The following is a 21786-nucleotide window of genomic DNA, read 5'->3' on the forward strand; positions in this document are numbered from 1 at the left end:
TAGCAACCCCACCCATTATACGCCTGAAGTAAGGATCTCGACACTAGGACTTTCGCTGGTGGCAAGGGCTTCCGTACATACTCCTTAGCTCAGATGGCCAGGCATGCCAGCAGCATCGCCAGAATCGCACAAGAAACAACTGTGCGGATGACATTCCAACGGTTCCAACGCATCTCGAAAGCCTCCCGAGCCTGACTCGCTGCGGCGTCATTGAGGCTGTCGCAATCGAGAGCTTGCACGTTGTTGTTCAGCGGGATATTGATTGTCATTGTAGGCAACTGCACGAGGAAGATACTCGCCAAAGCGGCAGCGACCACTAGCACTCTTTCCGTTCCGTCGAGTTGCATCATAGCGAATACTGCGGCGGCGATTAACGTGACGGTTGACCCAAGCCACATTGCCATGAAAAGCGGCTGGCCTTTCTGGATCACACGATCCATCGCTTGAAAACTTCGCAAGTAGTCGCGGTCGTTCAGGTTCCTAATCCCGGGCATCACCACGACCGCAAACGCGAAAAGGAAGCCCGCCATCAGAGCGTTCAAAAAGGTGGCGATCAGCAGAGTCCAGGTGCAGGCGCTCATCAGTACAACTTAGAAAGGTTAATGGACTCCATCAACGGGCGTCCGGCTCTTCGTCACTACTTTCGGTCGAAGTGCCGATGATGGCCCGACGAAAAGTCAGTCGACATGCCGCATCGTAGAATCCTGACGGATCAGTTGGCCACGCTTCAAGGATGCTCTCTTGGAAGGATTTCAATAGTCTTACTTGTTTGAGTCCTTGCCCTGATAGTTCGTCCGTGTCGACTTCTTTTAGAGCTGCGACCAACTGCTCGAGGAGTGCGGTGCTGTTGGGATCGGGCCGATCGGTTAGTTGACGGCGTAACTCAAGAGCTGACGCTCGAGCCGACGTGGCTTCGGCTGAGTCAGAGGTGACTTCAGCTAGAACGGCCAGGCATTCTGCCAAAGCTGCTTTCAAATCCGCTTCGTCCGGGCTCCCTCGCAGCAAGTCCTCAAGAGCTTCTTGCGCCTGTCGTAAATGCTTCGCCGCTTGATTCGGCTGGTCGACTTCAGCGTGGATGAATCCCAGAGCGGAGTGGAGTTTTGCACGTTCCGTGGTGCTGGTGGCGGTCGGCAGATTCTGATTCGACTTAATGACCTCTTCCAGGAGCGTCTTCTGCCAATCGGGGGCGATCCGCTCGATGCCGGGGACTCGTGCGAGAAGTTCATCGATACGCGTCTGCAGTTCTTGGTTCTTCTTTCCCAACGACTGCTTGATCTGTTGATCTTGCGCGATCGTGGCGATCTGATCTTCAGACTGCTGCTGGATGCGGCGGTTCTGAAGACTCAAGGCCACGGCAGCGATCGGTCCTGCGATGGCAATGAACATGGCGAGGCTTGCCGCGGTTGCCAAAGCAGGCTTGCGTTTGGCCCAACGCAGCAATCGTTCGCCCCGCGAAATCGGCCGCGCTTGAATTGGCTCACCGGAAACGAAACGCCGCAGTTCGTCAGCCACCTCTTTGGCCGTGGAGTAACGGCGGTTCGGGTCGCGTTCCAGGCACTTCAAACAAATCGTCGAGTAGTCTTTGGGAATGTGGCGGTTGAACTTGCGCAGCTCGGGGACGTCTTCGGTCTGTTTGCGGAGGATTTGCCATTCGAAATCGCCGCGATAGGGCAACTCGCCAATCGCCAGTTGAAACAGCATCACGCCCAACGAATAAATGTCGGTACGGCAGTCCGTCCAATGCGAATCCCCGCGTGCCTGTTCTGGCGACATATACGCGGCGGTGCCGAGAATCTGGCCGTCGCGTGTCATGGTGACTTCGCCCGTCTCACGCTTCGCCAGGCCAAAGTCCATCAGCCGCGGTTGATTCAGCTCGTCGATCATCACGTTCGAGGGTTTCAAGTCGCGATGGATAATGCCGTGCGAGTGGGCGTGTTCCAGCGCGTCGGCAATCATTGCGGCCAGCTCGGCAATGATCTTCGGATGCTGCGGCGGCGTGGTGGACCACTTGGAAAGCGTCTTGCCGTGGATGAATTCGCTAACAATGAATACGACATCCCCTTCACGACCGATCTCGAATACAGGGACGATGTTCGGATGACGCAGTTGGGCCGCGGCACGCGCCTCGCGGAAGAAGAAATCAATTTCCTGAGCACGAAGGTTTCCCTTGCGTGGAATCTTCAGCGCGACCTCGCGCCCAAGGTCCGTATCGCGCGCTTTCCAGACGGCCCCGAAACCGCCGATGCCGACACGGTCAAGCAGCTCAAAACGACCGATGACTGGAAGGGTTGTCGCCACCTCCCCATCGTCGTCGCTGCTGACCAAGCTAAAGGCACTGCCGCAGCTTCGGCACGTGACATCTTCGAGCTCCGTGTTGTCGAGCACCTCGACCGCTTCGCGACAATGCGGGCAGCGAATGTGCAAGGCGTACGACTCAGCCGCGCTCGTCTGCTCCTTCGATTCGGGAAAGTCGCGTCGCGTCGATTGAACGATGGTCGGCGTTTCGTCGGGAGTCAGCACACCGCCGCCGGCGAGCTCTTCACGTGCGACGCGTTCCAACTCATCAGAAAGCGCCGGATAGAGATTCCCCAACGCTTCTAAGGTGAGTCGCCCGCCGTAAGCGTCCCGCCGGTAGTCGAGCTCAATCGCGGCAAGCTCGGTCAGTAACTGATCGCGACACTCAGCGGGTCCCTGCTCAAGATACTCCGCGAGATCCGCCTCTCCCTGCTTCCACGCCCGCTCGAAAGCGTCACATAGCTCGTCCAACTGCTGCGCCAGCGTCGGCGTAAGTGACGATTTTTCGGACAAATTGGAATCAGAAAGTGAACTCATCGCAATGTTGCAGAAGTGGGAGTAGAATAGCCGCTGCTACTTTGAATAACCACAAAGGGCACGAAGGACACAAAGAATGATTCTTTTTCTACCCAATCGTTAGACGACAGCTTTGCCAACCCTTGGCTTCCGTTTCGTTCTATTCAATATAGCTAAAACTGAGTTTGATTCGTCCTGGCTTCTTTAAGTTCTTTGTGCCCTTTGTGGTTCTATCAGTTTCCTACGATCGATCATGACCGACGACGACCCCGGTTCGATTACGCACTGGCTCCATAAACTGTCTTCGGAAGACGATTCCAACGCACAGCAGCAGCTATGGAATCGCTACTTCGGGCAGCTTGCGGGGATTGCGCGGGCGCGGCTCACCACGGTCAAAGGTCGTGATGCCGATGAAGAAGATGTCGCGCTGAGCGCCCTGAATAGCTTTTTCTGTGGTGCACGCGACGGGCGTTTTCCTGACCTGAAAGATCGCACAGGGCTTTGGCCACTGCTCGTGAAAATGACCGCCCGCAAAGCGATCAACGAGGTGAAACGCCAGCAAGCTCAGAAGAGAACACCCAAGGCGGAGCAACGCGTTCCTGAAATGGGGGAGCTGACCGGCGATCAGCCAACTCCCGAATTCGCCATGGAACTGGCCGAGCAGGTCGAGCGGATGCTCGATGAACTTTCCGACGAGCAGCTCCGCACGATTGCCGTCATGAAGCTCGAAGGGCACACCAACGCGGAGATCGCCGCGCACTTCGACATCGTCGAACGGTCCGTGGCACGCAAGCTTGCGCGGATTCGCGTCGAGTGGGAAGAGCACGTCGTCTAAGAGCGAAGGCATTTGCTTGAGGATCGCAGTTAACTCGTTTCGTGACAGGCAATAAGGTCTGCTAGACCACATGAGACACACCCCTGTGGGGGGTAGATGAAAGGAGATCACGTTTTTCTCGTTCCGATCGCTCGCTAATTTCTTGCAACGCACCTTGCAACGCCCTTAGCATAGATAACGATGTAGCCAGCAACTCTCGCACTGCGTGCCAGTTTGATGGCGGAGTCTTGGCTGCGACTGATACTTTTCCAGATCTATCATCTCATCAATCCTCAGAAAACGCAGTTTGGTAAAGACTGCTACCGGAGTTCGACCTCATGCGAAGAATCTCACTTTTGGTTGTTGCACTGTTTATCTACGCCAGCCAATCAGCCCAAGCCGCGGCACCGCTTTACAAGATCAAGGATCTAACCCCCAGTGGATACACCGGCAGCGTAGCCTATGACATCAACGCGTCTGGCGACGCGGTTGGCGTTGCGGAACGCTTTGTCAGCGGTTCCCGTGAAGAGGCTTATTTCTACTATGATCACTCCGCCGGCACTTCGACCGTTTTTGGTGTGGGGACGATCCTTCCAAGGAGTGCGATCACCGGCACAGGCTTTCGCGACGCAGCCATCAACGATAGTGGCCTGGTTGCTGGCTCGGCTCGATTTACCGGCCCCGTGACTCAGACCCGCGGGTTTATCTACGACGGTACGACGATTACCAACCTTGGAACGCTGGCTGGTGCCACAGCCACAGGCATTCGACCGGCGTCGGATGCGCTCGATATCAACAGCAGTGGTCTTGCGACAGGAACAGCAACTTCGGGAGCCGGGACCATCAATGCTGAAGGAGACAACTTGGATGTCTATACCGGCACGGCATCACCCATCACCGACATTGATGGAGATATTACTGTTGTAACGCGTGGCGATCGCGGGCGAGCGATTAACAACGCGGGTACTATCGTTGGCCAAAATGAGCTCGGATTGGCGACGCTTTTCGTCGGCCCTAGCGAAACGATTCTGCTCGCAACGACTTCGATTGCCTTTGACTTGAACGAGTCGGGGCAAGTGGTGGTTGAGAATTCGCTAACTACCGACACCTTCCGTTACGAACCCGGCAGCGGAACCCTGACAGCCATTCCGCAGATCGGCACCGGTAGTCGGATGTTTGGCAAAGCCATCAACGAAGATGGAGATATCGTCGGCTGGGGAGATCGTAGCGGCGGCACCAGCGGTCAGGGACGCGGCTTTGTTTATCTCGACGACGACGCGACGAGCTACATCTTAGAAGATCATATCGTCGATAAAACATTCCCTACGGGAACGAATCCGGGGGACTGGGGAACGATTGGTCCCGCTTGGGGCATTAACGATAGCGGCTGGATTGTTGGCGAAGGATCGCGCCGCTTCACCGGTGCTACCTTTCCCACCAACCGCGCCTATCTGCTGATCCCCGTGCCCGAGCCGTGTGCTGTCTTCCTGCTGGGGATGTTGGTTCTTGCCAGCAGCATGCGCCGGAAACTTTAGAGTCGGTTGAACAGCGCTACGTGAGTAGCAACTGAGCGACTGCCTGGAGTTGAATTATTAGGCCCGGCATTAATGCCGGGCCTAATAATTGTCCGAATCGAAACGCTGTACTACCACGAAGCGCTACCTCAAAGTTCTCTCCCCGTACAGAATGCGACCGAACGCTAACTAACGCTCTATGCGTCATTCTTGAGTTTTTCTTAACTCGCCTGTCAGGTTTCACTCTGGAAACTTGATATTTCTTTCGGAACCCAATCCCACCTTCCGTCCCTCCGAAACCCTCCTTTCCTCGAAAGAAGCCTCCCATGTTCCGCTCTCGCACGCTGCGAGCGCGACGGTTTTCTAGGACCGGTCCGCGCGCTCCACCTGGCAACGACACGTTTGCAGTCAATCGCGGTGCAATTTCCCGCAGCAAAACGTTTTTCGCAACTGAAACTTTGAAACAGAGAAAAACTTACAAGACATTCAGCGAGTTGTTACCACCTTCACTACCAACTTTAGGGAGAGATCTCATGTCCGTTTCAAAAACTACACTCCGTGCCGCTATCGCCTTGTTGTTCGCTTTGAGCCCGGTTGTTGCCCAGGCGAATGAAATCTACGCTCCCGTCGTCAACCCGATCTCGCCTCAAGCTGACGACAACGTTCCTGACGTGCGTCGCGTTCCTGGAAAGCACTATACAGACTCATTCGACATGACCCACGTTCCGACGCCGCATGCGGTTGATCCTACGCGAATTGGTAAGTGGGATGGCCGTGGTGGCGCTCGTGATGGTCTGCGACTGAGCGACTTCAGCGATCAGTTTTCCAACTCGATGATCGACGCCCAGGCACAAATCAACGACCCACTATTCGATGCGGTCACGAAGAATGAAACCGCACTGGTCGTTTCTACCCAGTTCGACATGATGCTCGGCAACGATACTTCGTTGGCAGCGGAACGCATCGGCGGGGGTGTCGAAACATTCGCAACAAGAAGGCAAATCGTCGACCACAACCACCCGGGCGGTTTGCTTCGCGATATTGATTCGGTTGATATCTGGGGGAGCGAGAATCCCAACCGCGCTGGGTTCTATTCGTTCCAAGGCGATCCGGGCAACACAGCGGTTTACACACAACAGGTTCTTGCACCCAACTCGGTCGTTCCCTACATCAGTACGACCGATCTTGCGATGGCACTTGGAGAACCAAACCTAGAACCGTTCCTCGATGTCGACGGACTGATGGTGCGCGACGTGGGTACGGGCTTCAACCCCTTCGATGGGCAGTTTGGTCCTGGCGACGCAATCATGTTCAGCCTGGCTCCGATCATGGATCCCACGGGTGCCATCATTTACGACGGTGGTGAAATCTGGACTTGGGAATTCGGCAGCCCTGCTCAATTCCTCGACCATGGCGGGCACCTTTGGGACACGGCCTTCGATGTCCGAGGAACTTTTGGCAGCGAGAGCGAAAACATTGACGCACTCGAAGCCGTTGGTGGCGTACCCGAACCGACTTCGCTGCTGCTCGGTGCGATGGGACTCGCTTGCTTAGGAATTAGCAGACGGCGGCGTCAGTAGTATTGTCGAAACCACGAAGCTTCTACCCGCAGGCTAACGCCTTGCGGCTCCTGGGAGAATCTTCCTGCCGTGCGGCTCAATTTGGAGCAGAACCCCCCCTGTAGTCGGCCCGTTACGCAAGAGTGCGTGGCGGGTCGACTTTTTTGCATTCGTAAACGACTTCAATAATTTCAGCCGCAACGCGTTAGCGTCCGGTTCTCAGAGCAACCGGGGGCTAACGCCCGGCGGCTGATAGATTGGCGAGGCTGCTTCTAGCGAGAGCACCGGCGGCTCAAACAACCCGCAGAGAAAGCAAGGATAAGCAGCCACGACGCCGGCTCGGGCACGGCGGCGATCGAGCTTGATGAAGAGTCACCGTACTGTTGCCGCCAGACGGTCAGGTCACTGCCGTTAACGAGTGCATCATTGTTGAAGTCGCCGTTGCCCTGCTGCCACTGCAAGAAATCCAGACCATCAATGATGCCATCCCCGTTGCCATCCGCATCGTCGATGAGTTCAACGACCGAGAATAAAACATCGTCAATGTGAATTGCGCCTTGTCCTTGATTCGGCTGGTTGAATAAAAATACCAGCCGTGCCTCGACCGCATTAGCAGGTACGGTATCGCTCAAAACGTGCTCAAACCATTGGTCGTTGGTGGTTGCATCATTGGCGATCTCGATGGCGGTCGATCCTAGATAGTCCGCGGATCCGAACTGGCCACCGAAGGCGCTATAGTAGTCAAACTTCATGCTTACCACGTTCCCATTGATCAGGTCATCCACTGAACGGATATAGGAACTCGCCGTCGCTGAAATCTCGTCACCTCCTTCGACGGGGATGCCCTGCTCTGCTCCAGAGAAGTTTTGGCCGCCGTTGAACTGGCCGAAGATCTTTAACGAGTGACTGCCATCAAGCACTGCTTCGCTCTCGGCGAGCACGTTGGGGATCGAGTTGCCGAACAGGTTCCAGCTACTGAGCGAGCCGCCACCGTCTTCGAAGCTGCCATTCTGGAAAGGCGTTATGTCGGTGCTCCGCTCGAAGATTCGCACGTAGTCGACCAACATCTCCTGCGGCCACACGCTGCTTCCATTGGGCTGCAGTCCGCCCAGAAAGTCACCGCCGACGGCCACGTTGAGATTCACCTCCATCGGGGCTGTTTGACTACTAAGAAAACCGCCGACCTGAGCATCGGTGATCGTATGGTAATTTACGTCATCGACGAAGAATTTGATCTGCGTGGCGTCCCACTCTACGGCATAGATGTGAAAATCGTTATGGTAATTCCCCGCCGACGGGCCGTTGTAGTGAATCTCTTCGGTCTCGAACTGGCGACCGAAAAAGTCGGGGCCGTAATGAAAGGCGCTGCTGACGATGTCGGGTTGGTGGCCCCGATTCTCCATGATGTCGATCTCGCCCTGCGATGGCCACGGCCAAGTGTTGGTATCGGGCAGTAGCCAAATTGCCGGCCAAGTGCCTTGCGTGCTAGGCAGTTTGGCGCGAACCTCCCACCGTCCATGCTGCTGGGCGTAGACGCTCTCGACTTTTCCGGAGGTGTATTGCTTCCCACCGTTGGGCGTGTCGTCTGCCGTCAGCACGAGATTGCCGCCGCTGACCGTGGCACGGTCTGGTCGATACGCTTGGCGTTCGTTATTGAACGGCGTGTTCCAAAAGATCGGGTCCCATTTGGTCGTGTCGAGCTGCGTGCCGTTAAATTCGTCGTTCCAGGTGAGGGTCCAACCCTCGGGTGCAATTTGGGCAACGGCTGGAGTCGCGCTAAAGAGAAGTAGAACCGACCAAACGGCGCAGCACGGTCGGAAATTTTTACGCAGTGGTAGCACGGAAGCAATCTCTGTTTCTCTGTCTCGGACCCAGACTAACCTTAACCGTCCTAGGCCCTGCCTCTTATTCTACGCTCAGCGTCCGCGTCGAGATTTGCCTTTTGGCTCGTCTCCGCCGGATTCGAGCACAATATCGTAGGTGTTCTCACCGGACTGAATATCGACCGAAAGACCAGAGGTCTTGCCGCTGCCGTAGCGATTCGGGATCAAAGCCTTGCCCGGCATGGGTGGACCGCCATTGGGGTCAGGTTTTCCAGGAGCAAATGCCCGCACCGAGACACCGTATTGCCCGGGGACCATGCCAGCTTCGCCGGTGGTAATTACCTGGTAGGTTCCATCGGACTTGATACTTGCTGACGCCACCTTACCTTCACCCGAAGGGACAAGGCTTACTCTGCCTGTTGTCAGTGGTTCGCCATCAAGAGTCACCTTGCCGCTAAGTGTCGCATCATAGCCACCGCAGCCAATCGTCGAGAGCGTAGCCAGCAACATCAGTGCGAGTCCGCCCCGCTGCATTCTTAATGTGCTCATGTTTCTTCGTTTCGTGGATGGTTGAATAGAGACGGGAAAAGAGACAATCACCCAACGAGAAGTGTGTTCCGACGACACTCTATTGGCTATCAACCACCTCTCCTCGATTACGCGTTGAAAACGCGCGATAAGTCTCGTGGTCGATTGAGTCTGATACAAATTGTACCGAAGAATCGACCATTGCCATATGGACCCCACCAGGATGGAAGCTGCGGAATCCGCGAACTTCCGGCCAAATTGCACTCGACTTTAACGATTCGACACTGGTATCGGCCGGGAAAAAGTTCAGAGGCTCGCCGCAGGTCGCCCAGTCACCGTCTGAGAAAAATGCCGCGCTATGGAAGTCGATCGAAGAAACCGCTTCACCAACGATGTAAGTGTTGCTCGTACCGTCAGCCACGTCTTTCATCTTCAGCGGATTGAAATAGGTGTTGCGCCAGATCATCCCGTTGCAGCCAGTTTTGTCGTGGCAGTCAGGGGTACTTCCCAGATCGGGTTTCAGGTCAAGAAGTGAGGTGTCGCCGAGCACTCCCTTGTAGCTCGTCAGTGCAACTTCAATATTCCCGTACCAAAATTGATCGGTCGAGAGCTCTGTCGAGGCGACATCCGAAGGACACGATAGCAATGGCAGTGTGGTTGCCAACGCTTCACGGACTGCCGGAACGTTTCTTCTCATTCCCTGGTTGGAAAGGAAGTTGCCCTCGAAGGCTTGGCCATTCTTCAATTGGTCATAGATTGGTTGCTGCTCGAGATACGGGAGTACTTGCACGATCCAGCCAGCGCCGGTTCGGCCAGTACGATCTAATTTCGAACAGTTGCCAGGACCCACGTACTGAACAGTGGGAGGATTAACATCATAGTCGACGAAAAGATCCCCTTCGCAGTCTCTGTCGTAAGGAGTGCTTACAGGAAAAGTTTGCTTCGCTGAGACATGATTTTGGATCGCCAACGACAAGTTCTTGGCGTTATTCGCACAGCTTATGCGACGGGCGGCTTCGCGAGCTGCTTGTACGGCCGGTAGGAGCAGGCCGACAAGAACTCCGATGATCGCAATGACAACCAATAACTCAACCAGCGTGAAGCCTTTGCGTGTGGCGTTATGGCTGGGCATCTGCTTGGTCTTCAACATTGCTTTGGACTCCATGAGATAAGTGATTGCGATCAATCGCTTTGAACTAAGAACTACCGAGTGAATCTAACGAGGGATCGAGCCGCGGTTTACCCTCCAACAACCACGGCCCGATCCTCATCACGGTTCTAGCTGCGTCGACGTGTGCCGCCGAGGCAGAGCATTCCAACAAGTACCAATGCTGCCGCTGCGGGTTCGGGAACATTGCTGAGATTCGGGATCACCGTGCCATACTGCGTATCCCAAACAGTGAGGTCGTCGCCATTGACTGACCCGCTGCCATTAGCATCGCCCTCGGCGAGCGTGGTGCCCGTGCCGAAGCCGTTTTGCCAAGTGAGGAAATCGGTTCCATCGACGACGAAGTCGCCGTTGAAGTCGGCATTGTCAACGACAGCACTGGCGTCATCCAGGCTGATGTTGTCCAAGTAAACGCCGGTAGGATCGAAGTCACTCGCGTTGCTTTCGATTCCGAATTGGAAGATATCTCCAACCATATCCGAGGTAATCGTGAAGAAAAGGGAGTGGCTGGTCCAAGTCGTGTCATTCAGACCGGCAATCCCCGTGAGGATATCCACGTCCGTTCGACCGGTTTCTGAAAAATCGCCCGAGTCGAGTGTTTTGATGAACATCTCGGCCGTCGCGCTGCCCGAGTCGCCCAATGCGAATTCCGATTGGTCGCCGCCAGGGAGCTTGATATCGAACGAGAACTCAAGGTTCCTGCCAACGTCATCTGCATCAACGACATAGTCTTGGAAAAGATTCGCATTGACCCTGTCTGTGCCGTTGCCGTGACCTTGCGTAGTCGGTTCTGCCAAATCGCAGCAGTTGTAGTCGCTGAAGGCATTGAGGTACTGGTCGGTTGGACCACCAGCACCCTGGCCGGCGACAACTTGTGAGAAACCTGCCGCTGGGTCTTCATTAGGAGCGGGGTTGGTGCCGTAACCGAACTTATAATTATCGCTACCGTCGAATACGTTCACAAAGGTAGACCACCCTCGCTTGCCGTCCGATCCCGGTCCAACACTATTCTCCGACCCGCTGGCCAAGGCGGTTGGATCCGTTCCCGCGAGGCCGACCGACTGGAAATCCTGAGAGTAGGTCCCGATTCCTGTCGGGGGTGCCACTCCAACAGTATCAATCACGACCGAGCCAAACGGTGCTACATCAGTAGCCCAAACATTCTCGCCTTGAGTACGAAAACCATACTGCACGTGTCTGCCCGGCGTAGGATCGGTTTGGAAGTTGATGCTAAAAGGACCCGGTGCCGTGAGTTCCACCTCAACATCGAAGAAACTGCTAAAGTCGGGTGCAAAATCGCGGATAAAAGCATAGGTGGAATGTGCACTAGTGAGTGTTTGGGCGCTCACATTACCGCTAAACGTGACGTCCTCTCCCACCAAGGCGGGATTTGTGACAAAGAGAACGGCATCCATCGATTTATTACCGCGCTGGCCGGGGCCACCTGGGTTCATGGGGTCGGCTGCCATTCCGGTTGTGTTTTGGTACCAGAATTCGTTCGGATCATCGACGGTGTTAGGGGAAAGGGTTAGAGAATTAGTTCCGTTGTCGAACTCGGCTACCAAATCCGCGACTCCCCAGCCGCTGCCAAACACAAACGCACCGCCATTCTCAGGCAGTTCGGAAACGTTCATGAAGCCTTCCCAGGGTGCGCTGGCATCGACTCCGACAGTCACTTGGGCGGTCGCTTGTGGTGCCAGATAGCTGACCAAGCTAAACAGCGCGATGAAGAGTGTACGTTTCATGATTGAACCCCTGGTGGGAAGTTGAGATGCAAGTGTTTCAAATCCCTAGCTGCATTTTACTCAGCAGCTTCGGGTGAAAAAATGTGCTAGCTACTGTTCCGGCAACCGCATCGATGCGGCCGATATTAAAATAGTTGTGAAAAGTTGCTTGTGCCCGTCCCGAGGGACGGGCACAAGCCGAATCAACTCATTGCTTACTTACGACGTCGGCCGACTGCGAGACCAGCGACGCCGAGACCAAACAGAACCAGCGAAGTTGGTTCTGGAATGGCACCAAAGGTGACCGAACCAAACGGTGCGACGTCGGTAACCCAAACGTTCTCGCCCGTCATGCGGAAACCATACTGCACGGGACGAGCAGGATCATTGATCAGCGATTGGGTGATGCTGAACGTACCCGTCGAGGAAATGGTGGCTGATGTCTCAACTGCACTTGAGAAGTCAGGCTCGAAGTCCTTGATGAAGACTTCAGCAACATGAGCACCAGTCAAAGAGAATGCGTCAATCGTTCCTGTGAAAGTCAAGGTTTGACCAGCAAAGGTGCCAACTTCATTCACAAAAAGGTTGGCTTCCATGCTTTTATTACCGAGAGCTCCAGGTCCACCATTGTCATTGGGATCCATTGGATCGTCGCCAGGACGACCAGGTTGGTACCAGAACTCGTTAGGGTCGCCCACGGTATTAGGCGATGTGGTGATCGTGTTGTTTACTGCGTCGATGTCGGCAACTAGGTCGGGAACTCCCCAACCGCTACCAAAAACAAAGCCGCCGCCATTGGCTGGCAGTTCTGAGACATTCATAAAGCCTTCCCACGCGGCACTGCCGTCGACGGTTACCGTAACCGCCTGGGACTGGGCTTGCATTCCGACGACAGCCACGGCGGCCATCAATGCAGATGCAATGAGATTGATTCTTTTCATTAGTCCTATCTCCCTCTCTAGATTGAGATTAGTTGAGCACCACACACGCAGCGCTCCGATTGATAAGTTGCCGACGAATACCGCATTCGACGGCGATTAGCGAGTGACCATATCGATTTCGAGTTGAAGCTTTGCGACGCTCGCTACCGAGCAAAGCTTGCTGCCCATTGAGTCGAAATCGTGTTTCTGTAACTGTTTCAATATTGTCGAAAATCAAATCAACGCTCGCGCTGGCCCCTCGATCGAAGTGACTCGACGACGTTGATTTGGTACTGTTTCAAATACATTTTCATAATAGCCGTGCCTGCAACCCTGTCAAGCAATATCTTCCGGAAATCTTGAATAATCAGAAATTGAAGATCAGCTGAGGAAGAGACTGTTTTCAATAGACCCAGATGGGCCTAATCCTATGCTTTGCAAAAGCTTAACAATGGTCAAGCAAAAAGCGGCAGGACTTGCCGTAAAGTGTTGCCTTATCCGTTATTTACCGCAGAATCGACAGAAAGGTTAACGAGCCTTCCGCTAGCCAGTCGCTTGCAAGCGAGTGCCGTCGGGGAGAATGCCAACCGCACTTTCCGGGGGCTGGGCGGTCGAATTGTTGATTTCAAACCAGGTCGACGAGATACGATGCTGGCAACGCTCGCCTCCACCGGCCTCAACAACACGGGCCAGCTCCAGAAAAGCCTCGTAGCCGAGCTGGCGTGCATCTTGGCAGACAGCCGTCATCTTGGGATATACGTAGTTCCGCGAGTCGTGATCGTCGAAGCCCACCACGGAGAGATCCCCAGGAACCTCCATGCCGATATTCCTCGCTTCGTTAATCAGACCCACAGCAATGGGTGGATCAGTTACAAAGACGGCGGTAGGCGGCTTGGGGACGCTCATCAGATTTCGCAGCAATTGGGCGCCATTGAGCCGCTGAGCAGGAACTCGATAAATAAGGCTGCGGTCGATTTCGAGATCGTTCTCTTTCATTACCTCGTTATAGGCGGCGAAGCGATCGACGTGGTCGCCATCCTCATGCTCGTTCGAGGCGAAGGCGATTCGCTTGTGGCCCAAAGTGATGAGATGCTCGATTGCCTGACGGCTAGTCGTTGAGGACTCCGCGTAGACAAAGCCGAGATTCTCGTGCTCGAAGTGATCCCCAACGACGATTGCGGGGAAGTTTTCCTCGGCAATGGTCTTACAAGTTGGTCGCCCCTCGACCGTCGATCGCAGAATGACGCCACGCACACCCTTGCGCAGAAAGAATTGCGTGTAGGATTCGTCGGAACTCTTATCCCTCGAAGGGTTTAAGACAACCAAATCGAGGTCCGTTAGGTCCATTGCCTGGACCATCCCCTCAACGAGAGCCGCATCATAGGGGGACCCAAGCGAGAAAGGCCCAGCGTAGACCAAGGCAATAAACGAAGTCGTCCGACGGCCCACATTCGGGACGTATCCGCACTTGTTGACTGCTTCAAGAACCTTCGACCGCGCCTCTTCCGTCACGGCAGGGCTGTTATTGATCACCCGCGAAACGGTAGCGATCGAAACGCCAGCGCACTTTGCAACTTGTCGGATCGTAGCCACGTGGTTATCATCCTGTAACAGTTATGTAAATGTTTCTTCTCTGCATCATAACTGCTCCCGTAGAACTGTCAAATACCAGGCTGTCAAACACTCGTTTCAGATGCCAGTGCCACCAGCGCTGGCCACTATCGGGCAATTCGTCCAATCGACCTAAATCTTGCTTGCTCTGCGGCCCCCAAAAAAACTGACGGCTTCCACTGATGACTGAAACCCAACACCACGCCACTGCCCCGGAAGATCGGATACCTCTGGGGCAGAAATCTGCTTATGCGGTGGGGATGCTCGTCAATAATCTACAAGCTGCCGCGTTGCCGGCCATGATGGTAATCCTCAACATCGGCCTGGGGATGAGCCCCATTTTGGTGGGCATCATCGGATTCGTGCCCCGCATCTTCGACGCGGTCTCCGACCCACTGATGGGTTACATCTCTGACCGGACTCGAACCCGCTGGGGACGCCGCCGTCCCTTCATTTTTATTGGTGCGCTTCTAGCCGGAGTCATCTTCGCCGCGATGTGGCAGATGCCTTCGGGACAGTCCGAAACGTTTTACTATCGCACGTTCCTCACGGCTTCGATCGCTTACTTTCTGATCTACACGATTTACGCGACCCCTTTCGTGGCCCTGGGTTTTGAAATGACTCCCGATTACCACGAGAGGACGCGCCTCCAAGCGTTTGCTAATACCTTCGGGCAACTTGCCTGGCTCGGAGCACCGGCCATCTGGTGGTTCATCGCTAATAAAGACTTCTTTCCTGATGAAGCTGCCGGCGCGCGTTACTTGGCGATCTGGATTGGCGGAGCCATTAGCTTGCTGGGGATCGCGCCCGCCATCTTTTGTCGCGAGCGTCAAACTCTTGCGCCATCAACTGATGATTCGGATGAAACTGAGGGCGGTGTCCTCAATGAACTGTTTCTATTCTTTCGCGGCGTCGCGACCACGTTTCGATGCGGGCCGTTCGTCAAACTCTGCCTGGCAACCTTCTTGGTGTTCAACGGCTTCATGCTGGGTACGTCGTTCTCTCTCTATGTGATGATCTACTATGTCTTTCAGCAGCCCGATACGGTTGAAGGCATCAACTCGATCGCCGCAAGTATCAACCCGCTTTCTGGATACGCCCTGAACTCCTTCGATCTCGATAGCGCAAAGTCTTCAGCGGGAGGTCTTAACTTTTGGTTTGGTTTTCTAACCTCGGTTGCGACTCTGTTGGTGATCCCCTTTACGGGCTACCTTTCAACGATCATCGGCAAACGGAAAACCTTCCTGATCACCATCCCGCTTTCGCTGGTGGGGTACGGCCTCAAGTGGTTCGGCTACAACACGCTGCATCCTTACTGGCTGCTTGCTGCGTGCCCTTTCGTGGCCTTCGGTACGGGATCGCTGTTCACTCTGATGGGCTCAATGGTTGCCGACGTCTGCGACTACGACGAACTCGACAGCCACCAGCGTCGCGAAGGCATGTTCGGCGCGATCTATTGGTGGATGGTCAAGGTTGGCTTGGCCCTGGCCGGCTTGCTCACCGGGGTGCTGTTGGAAGTCTCCGGCTTCGACGTGAATCGCGGCATTCTCCAGACCGAAGAGACCCTCTTGCTTCTGCGTGTCTTCGATGTCGGCGTCCCCCTGATCACTTCGGCGATTGCCATCGCGATCATGATGACTTACGAGCTAACCGAAACCCGCTCGCACGAGATCCGCGAAGAGCTCATCCGACGCCGCGGCAAGTTGAGTGCGTAGGACCGTTGCGGAACGCAGCGGGCGATTGAAATGTCGGCGCAAGTTGAGAATTTGGAGATTCGTAGCCTCCGAGGTTATAATTCGCTGAACAAGAGGGACCTAATCGTTCATCGGGTAGTCATTTTAAGTAGTGATCATGGTGAAACTGCAACAAATCACCCGACTTGACGTGCCGCTTTTCTTTTTATGGTGTGTTCTAGCCTTTGGCTTGCTGACGTTCCTCCCGTGGCACCCTTATCCGAAGACAGGGGAGTTGTTGCCATTGGGTACACCATACATTAACGGCAATGGGCTTCAGGATAGAGACACACAATTACTACTCCTCTTGCACTGTATTGCCACAATTGTCGTTGCAATCTCTATTGAGCTGTTTCGCATAATAGCTAGACGCTATTCTTCAACCGCAAATTGCGAACATGACCAAGCGCAAAACACCGAACACAGTTAGCGGTCGAGGCGAATCCTGGTCAGATCGTTTACCTAACTGGTGAACTTGTTGCCTCTGCAGAGGATGAAGTCTTGACCGTCGACAGTGCCATCGGTGTTTCCGTCACCGTTGCTTCACGACAAGCTGCTGCGGAACTTGACAACTTCCAGCAGTCGTTATACTCCAAGCATGCGGATCCGCGAAAACCATCAGCGAGCCATTGAACGCTTGGCCGACGCCTACCGCGACGATCCGCGGTTTCGTGCGCTGATCATCGGCGGCTCCGTCGCCAAAGGCTATGCCCGCGAGGACTCGGACGTGGACTTCCTGATCGTCGCAAGTGATGAGGCGTTCGAGCAGCACCTGACCGCGCGCGACCTCTTCATCAATCGCAGAGACCTCTGTGACTACGAGGGGGGCTACGTCGACGGCAAGATCATCAACCTTGCGTTCCTTGAAGACTTGGCTGAAAAGGGCAACGAACCTTCCCGTGCCGCGTTCGAGGGGGCGTTCGTCGCCTACTCGCACGTCCCCGACCTCGACGCCCTGCTGCGGCGGATCCCTGTCTATCCCGAGGCGGGGCACGATGAACGCATCAAGGCTTTCTACAGCATGTCATTCATTCAGCACTGGCTTTTCCAAGAGGCAGAGCGCCACGGCAACCGCTACACGCTGACCCGCGCCGCCAGTCAGCTTGCGTTGTTCACCGCCCGGTTGCTCCTGGCCCATAACCGCCGACTCTTCCCCTATCATAAGTGGCTGCCGAAGGCCCTCGAATCGGTGCCTGACAAGCCCGACGACATGATGCAATGCTTCGGTAACCTGCTCGAAAAACCCTCCGGAGCCCATGCCACCGCCCTGTTCGAATCAGTCCGGGACCATCGTGACTGGGGCGTCAGCGACCTCGAGGCCTACACGTGGTTCATGACCGACGTGGAGTGGAGCTGGATGTCGGGCAGAACTCCCATCGAGGACTGGTAGCGGTCGACGAACGTCAGAGTGAAGCGAGACAGCTGAAACTGGGCCAGGCATGGGACTGCGGAAAACCATTTAACCTCGGCATCCGCCAGAGAACCCTACCCTACTCAACCCCCGAGACCGTCACTTGTAACTGAGCGAAAAAGTCCCACTTGACGCTGAAACGTTTCAAGTGGCTTTGCTAATTTACAAGATCTAATTCTCACCATCTCCTGGCAGCGGATAGTAAGGCTTCATTCCCAATCTCATAGGCTCCTTGATTTGTTCAAGCCTGGCTGAGTAAGCGATTGGGCGGTCTTCACCGGGCAGAATGGGAACGCCTTCGGAATCGAGCGGATACTCGGGGCCGCCGCTTCCGATCAGTTTTCCTTCCGCGGAATAATGCGAGATTGTCACCCACTGGTAATTGTCTCCGTGTTCGTAGTCGATAAATCCACGCAATCTCAAGTTATCGTCGAAACTGAGGACACGCGATAGCAGCCCACGCGCATCGTATTCACCCCAGTAGTAAAAAAAGTAGGCCCGAGGATTGGGCTGTTTCCTGTCGTCAACAGATTTATTCTGCACAAGGATAGGCCGACTGGACTTGTCGTACCAAATCAGCATTTCAGTCCTTTTGAGGGCGCTTTGCGATTGCGCTGGAGCGGTCCTCACCAGACGCCCGTCAACGTAATAGCTCATCCTTCCACGGCCCTCTTCAACTGGCGGATCGAGGTAAGTGCCGGTAGTGCTAATTGATGGTAGCCAGCCATCAAAGGTTGACCAACCGTCTTGGTAGAGTACCGTGGCGTCAGGAGGCACATGGTGGCCGCTAGCCAGCAGTTTCTTGATATTTGATTTCACCCGTTGGAGTTCATCGGCGTCGATGACACGCAGCTTAGCCTTAGCGGATGTTGCTCGGATATTTCTATTATCAGAGGAACCTACTGAGGCTGGTTCATGCAGCGTGAATCGGTAGATTTCACCATGGTACTTATCGGAGACACCCACGAAGCCATAGTGGGCTGAATTCGCGTACCATTCTGCCTCAGGCATCGACATTGAGGAGAGCCGACGTGAGTGCCCACGTTTGTCGGTTTGCAGATCGACGATGGCTCCCGAGTTTAGGTCAAGCCTCCACCAGTGCGTGCTTAAGGGCAAGTGGAGATAGTCGCCCTCGCGTAGATACGCTTGGCCGCGAGGGCGGTGTCCTCGGAATGATCGTGGCTGCTTACGAGGTGGGCCAATCGCCGCTGCAAGCTGGAAGAAATTATGTGTATGATAGACCTTTCCCTGATACATAACGAATTCCTCCTCCCGACTATTCCGTTGATTGTACGCCAGAGAACGACTGCCCAATTGAATCGTAAGGTCACTCAAGTTGATCAGTAGAGGCTGCGCTCGTGAGCCGCTCCGTCCGACATACACTAGTCCTCTAGGTTCGCCTGCCGACGAGCGCGGTTCGAGTTCTGCCATGACAATGGTCGGAGTGAAACCATGGGCGATTCCTACTTGTTTTGAAGGCACAGTGCCGGGGTTCGTATTGCTTACAGAAAAGACTTCCGTCGCCTCGTGAAATACCTTCACTGCAGCCTTCTTGTCCTGTGTAACGATCATGGCGCACCAAGCACGCTCATTAGGACCGAACGAGCCGACTGCCAAGGCTTGGCCTTCACCAAGAGGTTGGACGCGAATAGCGCGCTCGCTGGGCGGAAGGCCGTCACGAATGTGCGTTAGGACTTTCATATTTGAGTCAAACTGCCAGATGCCACTGGCGAGTGTTGCCACCCAGAGGTGCTTGCCATCCCAGCGTACATCGTCAATGACGACGGATCGCTCGAAAGGAAAGTCGAACGGCTCTAACTTGCCAGGGGTTTGCATGACCAGGAGACCTTTCCAGGTCCAGATCACGTCAAGCGATTCGCCACAGGCAATCCACCTTGGTTTGATAGCAATGCGACTTTTTTTCCGCGGAAATCGATAGGAGCCTTGAAGTGACGGATGCACATCGCGAGGTAATGCGCTATTCTCAAAGTGAAGTCGAATGCTTAGCCTTTCGTAGCTCATCGGGGGCGGTTCGACGACACGATTGGGGTCAGGCGCACGGCGTGGACGCTGCTTGCGTAGCTTTGGTTCCAGTTTCCGGCGAGGTCCGAAAGGGTCATCCACGATCTCGAACCGTTCGAGTTGCCAGCGCATTTGCCGTACGTCACGAAGAGGCACGGTAGCATCATGCATTTGAGGCTGCTCAAACTGAGCATGCAGAAACTCCGTCCACTCCGCGACTGCGAGAGTGGCCATGTCTAACAAGAAAGTGATCTCTTTTGGCGATGTGTTGGCATCGACAAGATACCAGCGACAACGCAACTGTTCCCACCGCGCGGTGAGACGCGCCATGGTATGATCGCTATAGGAAAGAGCCTCGAGAAATTGCAACCATTGCTTGGGGGAAATACTGTACGAATCGTAATTCCGTTTTCGGTAACGTGGCTTCGGATGACGATCGCTGTACCGATGGTTATCAATGTCGGGAAAAACTTTTCTAGAAATATTCCTCAGCTCAGGACTAAATCCGAGATTGTCGGGAATACGTTCCGTCCAAAGCTCGAATAAGTATTCTAGGTCGGACGGCTGCAAGTCTTGAAAATCAACTCGATGGGTAGCATTACCAAGAAGTGCGGATTGGATTTGTCTCTTGCGACTCGACGTAACATTCTCGTGGTTAGCGTGTGGTCCCTGCGGTAACTGAAGTACCAAAGGGGCAATGACCCAGACGTGTTGTTTAAGCCGTTGTTCGGCAGTAGATAATAGTTGTTGGAGGGAGCTGCTCTCTTCAACTTCTCGCTTAGAAAATCGCGGTATCGAAGTAGTAATGAGCGATAACGCTTGTTGGTCCGTCACGAGTCGGTTGCGAATTAAGTATTCAGAATGGCTCAGGATATCCGCATGTACCGAAAGTAAGTTCTCTGCACGGCCTAGGCTGCCTGCCGGACCGGGCCAGGTGGAATCATCGTATCCTGGCACGGAAACCATGCGTAGGATTCTCCTTTCGTCCTCGATCAGTCGTAAGCGCACTTCAGCGTTCTTAGGGCGGATAAGCAAGGCTGCCTGGCGCAATCCGCATGCAGCGCGCCGCATACCCAGACGAGAGAATGCCTCGGCACGTTCCTCTAGCCAAGTGAACTGTTGCTGGGCGTCGTGAGCTTGCTCGCCCCATTTGCCATTCTCGTCAAGCAGACGGTTTGCATGTCGCGAAACCTGCTCAAAAAGCTGACTCTCCGCCACTTCGACGAACCGTGCGCTTCGCGTTACGTTCGCTGGCAACTTGGCAGCCAGTTCGACCGTGAACAAGTCTTCTTGCTCACCGGTGGAATCTTTGGCCCGAAAACTTCCCGAAATCAGTATCGGAACAATTCGATCCAGCTTGCTTTCCGACTGGTCAGCGAGCTCATCCCAGATTGCCTGTGCCTCTTGATACTCGATCACGGCGATCCCCGGTTTGGACACCAGAGTGCTCTCGATGAGACGGGCTAGCGACTCTTGATAAGCGTCATGCTCGTGCGTGAGTGATTTGGAGAGCAACGGGCTGACCCCAACGACATGCACAAGCCCGCTCTGCAACTCCTTGTTGATCTGGCTCGCAAGGTGGGCGATTCGCTGAGCGATCTTCGCGGGTGCCTGAGTGGCAAGAGAGTACCCTTGGATTTCTAGGCGGGCACCGGATCGCACGTGACACAGCACAACTTCGATCTCTTGCCGCTGGACCACATAACTCTTCTGCATGGTGGCCAGCCTGCCCGTCGCGCGCTGTTGGCTTTGCGGTTGCCCCGTTGACGCCGCTTCGGCAACCTCTTCGACCTTGATAACACGCAGGATAACCAGGATGTCAGCGGCTACTCGCTGACCGATTTTCATCCTCTGTGATCTCGATTCAAGACCGCTGAGGGCCGTCAACTTGGCTTCACTCAGGACAGCCTCGAACTCATCGCGCTCGACAAGATCCACGCCTTGAAGCTTGTCCAGTTTGACGGTTAGCAGATCGGGAATACCTGTCTCTTGAGCTTGCCGAGAAGCGAGTACCGCCCAGGTCAGATTTGGAGTTTGTGTGTTGGCACTACCTTCGCTAACGAACACCTTGCCAATCAGCGTTATCCCAACAAGGATCGCCAAACCAAGATTAATGAGGGGCATGCGTAGACTCAGAGAAGTCATGAC

General features: G+C 54.7%; 14 protein-coding genes. 5 read left to right on the top strand and 9 right to left on the bottom strand.

Annotated features, from left to right (window positions below):
* Positions 1–89: 89 nt before the first annotated feature.
* Both RIB44_11825 and RIB44_11830 read right to left on the bottom strand, forming a co-directional pair.
* The gene (locus RIB44_11825; protein MEQ8617275.1) at positions 90–581 is read right to left on the bottom strand and encodes a DUF1772 domain-containing protein; all 492 of its coding nucleotides are present in this window, start codon (positions 579–581) and stop codon (positions 90–92) included.
* Between the two features lie 31 nt (positions 582–612).
* Positions 613–2832 carry a protein kinase gene (locus RIB44_11830; protein MEQ8617276.1) on the bottom strand — a complete coding sequence of 740 codons (2220 nt, stop codon included), beginning with the start codon at positions 2830–2832 and terminating at the stop codon, positions 613–615.
* Positions 2833–3064: 232 nt separating this feature from the next.
* Here RIB44_11830 and RIB44_11835 point away from each other — a divergent pair, with 232 nt between their 5' ends.
* From RIB44_11835 to RIB44_11845, 3 genes are all read left to right on the top strand, one after another.
* Entirely contained in the window at positions 3065–3646 is a 582-nt protein-coding gene (locus tag RIB44_11835; protein MEQ8617277.1) for an ECF-type sigma factor, read from the top strand.
* 317 nt (positions 3647–3963) lie between these two features.
* Positions 3964–5160 carry a DUF3466 family protein gene (locus RIB44_11840; GenBank protein ID MEQ8617278.1) on the top strand — a complete coding sequence of 399 codons (1197 nt, stop codon included), beginning with the start codon at positions 3964–3966 and terminating at the stop codon, positions 5158–5160.
* A gap of 512 nt (positions 5161–5672) precedes the next feature.
* Positions 5673–6719, top strand: a complete 1047-nt coding sequence (locus tag RIB44_11845) for a PEP-CTERM sorting domain-containing protein (GenBank protein ID MEQ8617279.1) — start codon at positions 5673–5675, stop codon at positions 6717–6719.
* A 251-nt stretch (positions 6720–6970) separates the two neighbouring features.
* On the opposite strand, the gene RIB44_11850 is transcribed toward RIB44_11845, so the two are convergent.
* From RIB44_11850 to RIB44_11875, 6 genes are all read right to left on the bottom strand, one after another.
* Positions 6971–8539 (bottom strand): glycoside hydrolase family 16 protein, encoded by a 1569-nt coding sequence (locus RIB44_11850; protein MEQ8617280.1) that lies wholly within the window; start codon positions 8537–8539, stop codon positions 6971–6973.
* Positions 8540–8614: 75 nt separating this feature from the next.
* Positions 8615–9070 carry a hypothetical protein gene (locus RIB44_11855; protein MEQ8617281.1) on the bottom strand — a complete coding sequence of 152 codons (456 nt, stop codon included), beginning with the start codon at positions 9068–9070 and terminating at the stop codon, positions 8615–8617.
* A gap of 79 nt (positions 9071–9149) precedes the next feature.
* The gene (locus RIB44_11860) at positions 9150–10199 is read right to left on the bottom strand and encodes a DUF1559 domain-containing protein (GenBank protein MEQ8617282.1); all 1050 of its coding nucleotides are present in this window, start codon (positions 10197–10199) and stop codon (positions 9150–9152) included.
* Between the two features lie 128 nt (positions 10200–10327).
* Complete coding sequence (locus tag RIB44_11865; protein MEQ8617283.1) at positions 10328–11962, bottom strand: hypothetical protein; 1635 nt, start codon at positions 11960–11962, stop codon at positions 10328–10330.
* Between the two features lie 194 nt (positions 11963–12156).
* Positions 12157–12882 (bottom strand): PEP-CTERM sorting domain-containing protein, encoded by a 726-nt coding sequence (locus RIB44_11870; GenBank protein ID MEQ8617284.1) that lies wholly within the window; start codon positions 12880–12882, stop codon positions 12157–12159.
* Positions 12883–13404: 522 nt separating this feature from the next.
* Positions 13405–14454, bottom strand: coding sequence for a LacI family DNA-binding transcriptional regulator (locus RIB44_11875; protein ID MEQ8617285.1), 1050 nt, complete (start codon positions 14452–14454; stop codon positions 13405–13407).
* 200 nt (positions 14455–14654) lie between these two features.
* On the opposite strand from RIB44_11875, the gene RIB44_11880 reads away from it, so the two are divergent.
* Complete coding sequence (locus tag RIB44_11880; protein ID MEQ8617286.1) at positions 14655–16187, top strand: MFS transporter; 1533 nt, start codon at positions 14655–14657, stop codon at positions 16185–16187.
* 655 nt (positions 16188–16842) lie between these two features.
* A complete protein-coding gene (locus RIB44_11885; GenBank protein ID MEQ8617287.1) occupies positions 16843–17595 on the top strand; it encodes a nucleotidyltransferase domain-containing protein in 753 nt (250 codons plus the stop codon).
* Between the two features lie 192 nt (positions 17596–17787).
* Here the strand turns inward: RIB44_11885 and RIB44_11890 are convergent, their stop codons facing one another.
* Positions 17788–21783, bottom strand: coding sequence for a CsgG/HfaB family protein (locus tag RIB44_11890; GenBank protein MEQ8617288.1), 3996 nt, complete (start codon positions 21781–21783; stop codon positions 17788–17790).
* Between the last annotated feature and the right edge of the window lie 3 nt (positions 21784–21786).

The sequence above is a fragment of the Lacipirellulaceae bacterium genome, assembly GCA_040218535.1.
In the GTDB taxonomy this organism is placed as follows: domain Bacteria; phylum Planctomycetota; class Planctomycetia; order Pirellulales; family Lacipirellulaceae; genus Adhaeretor.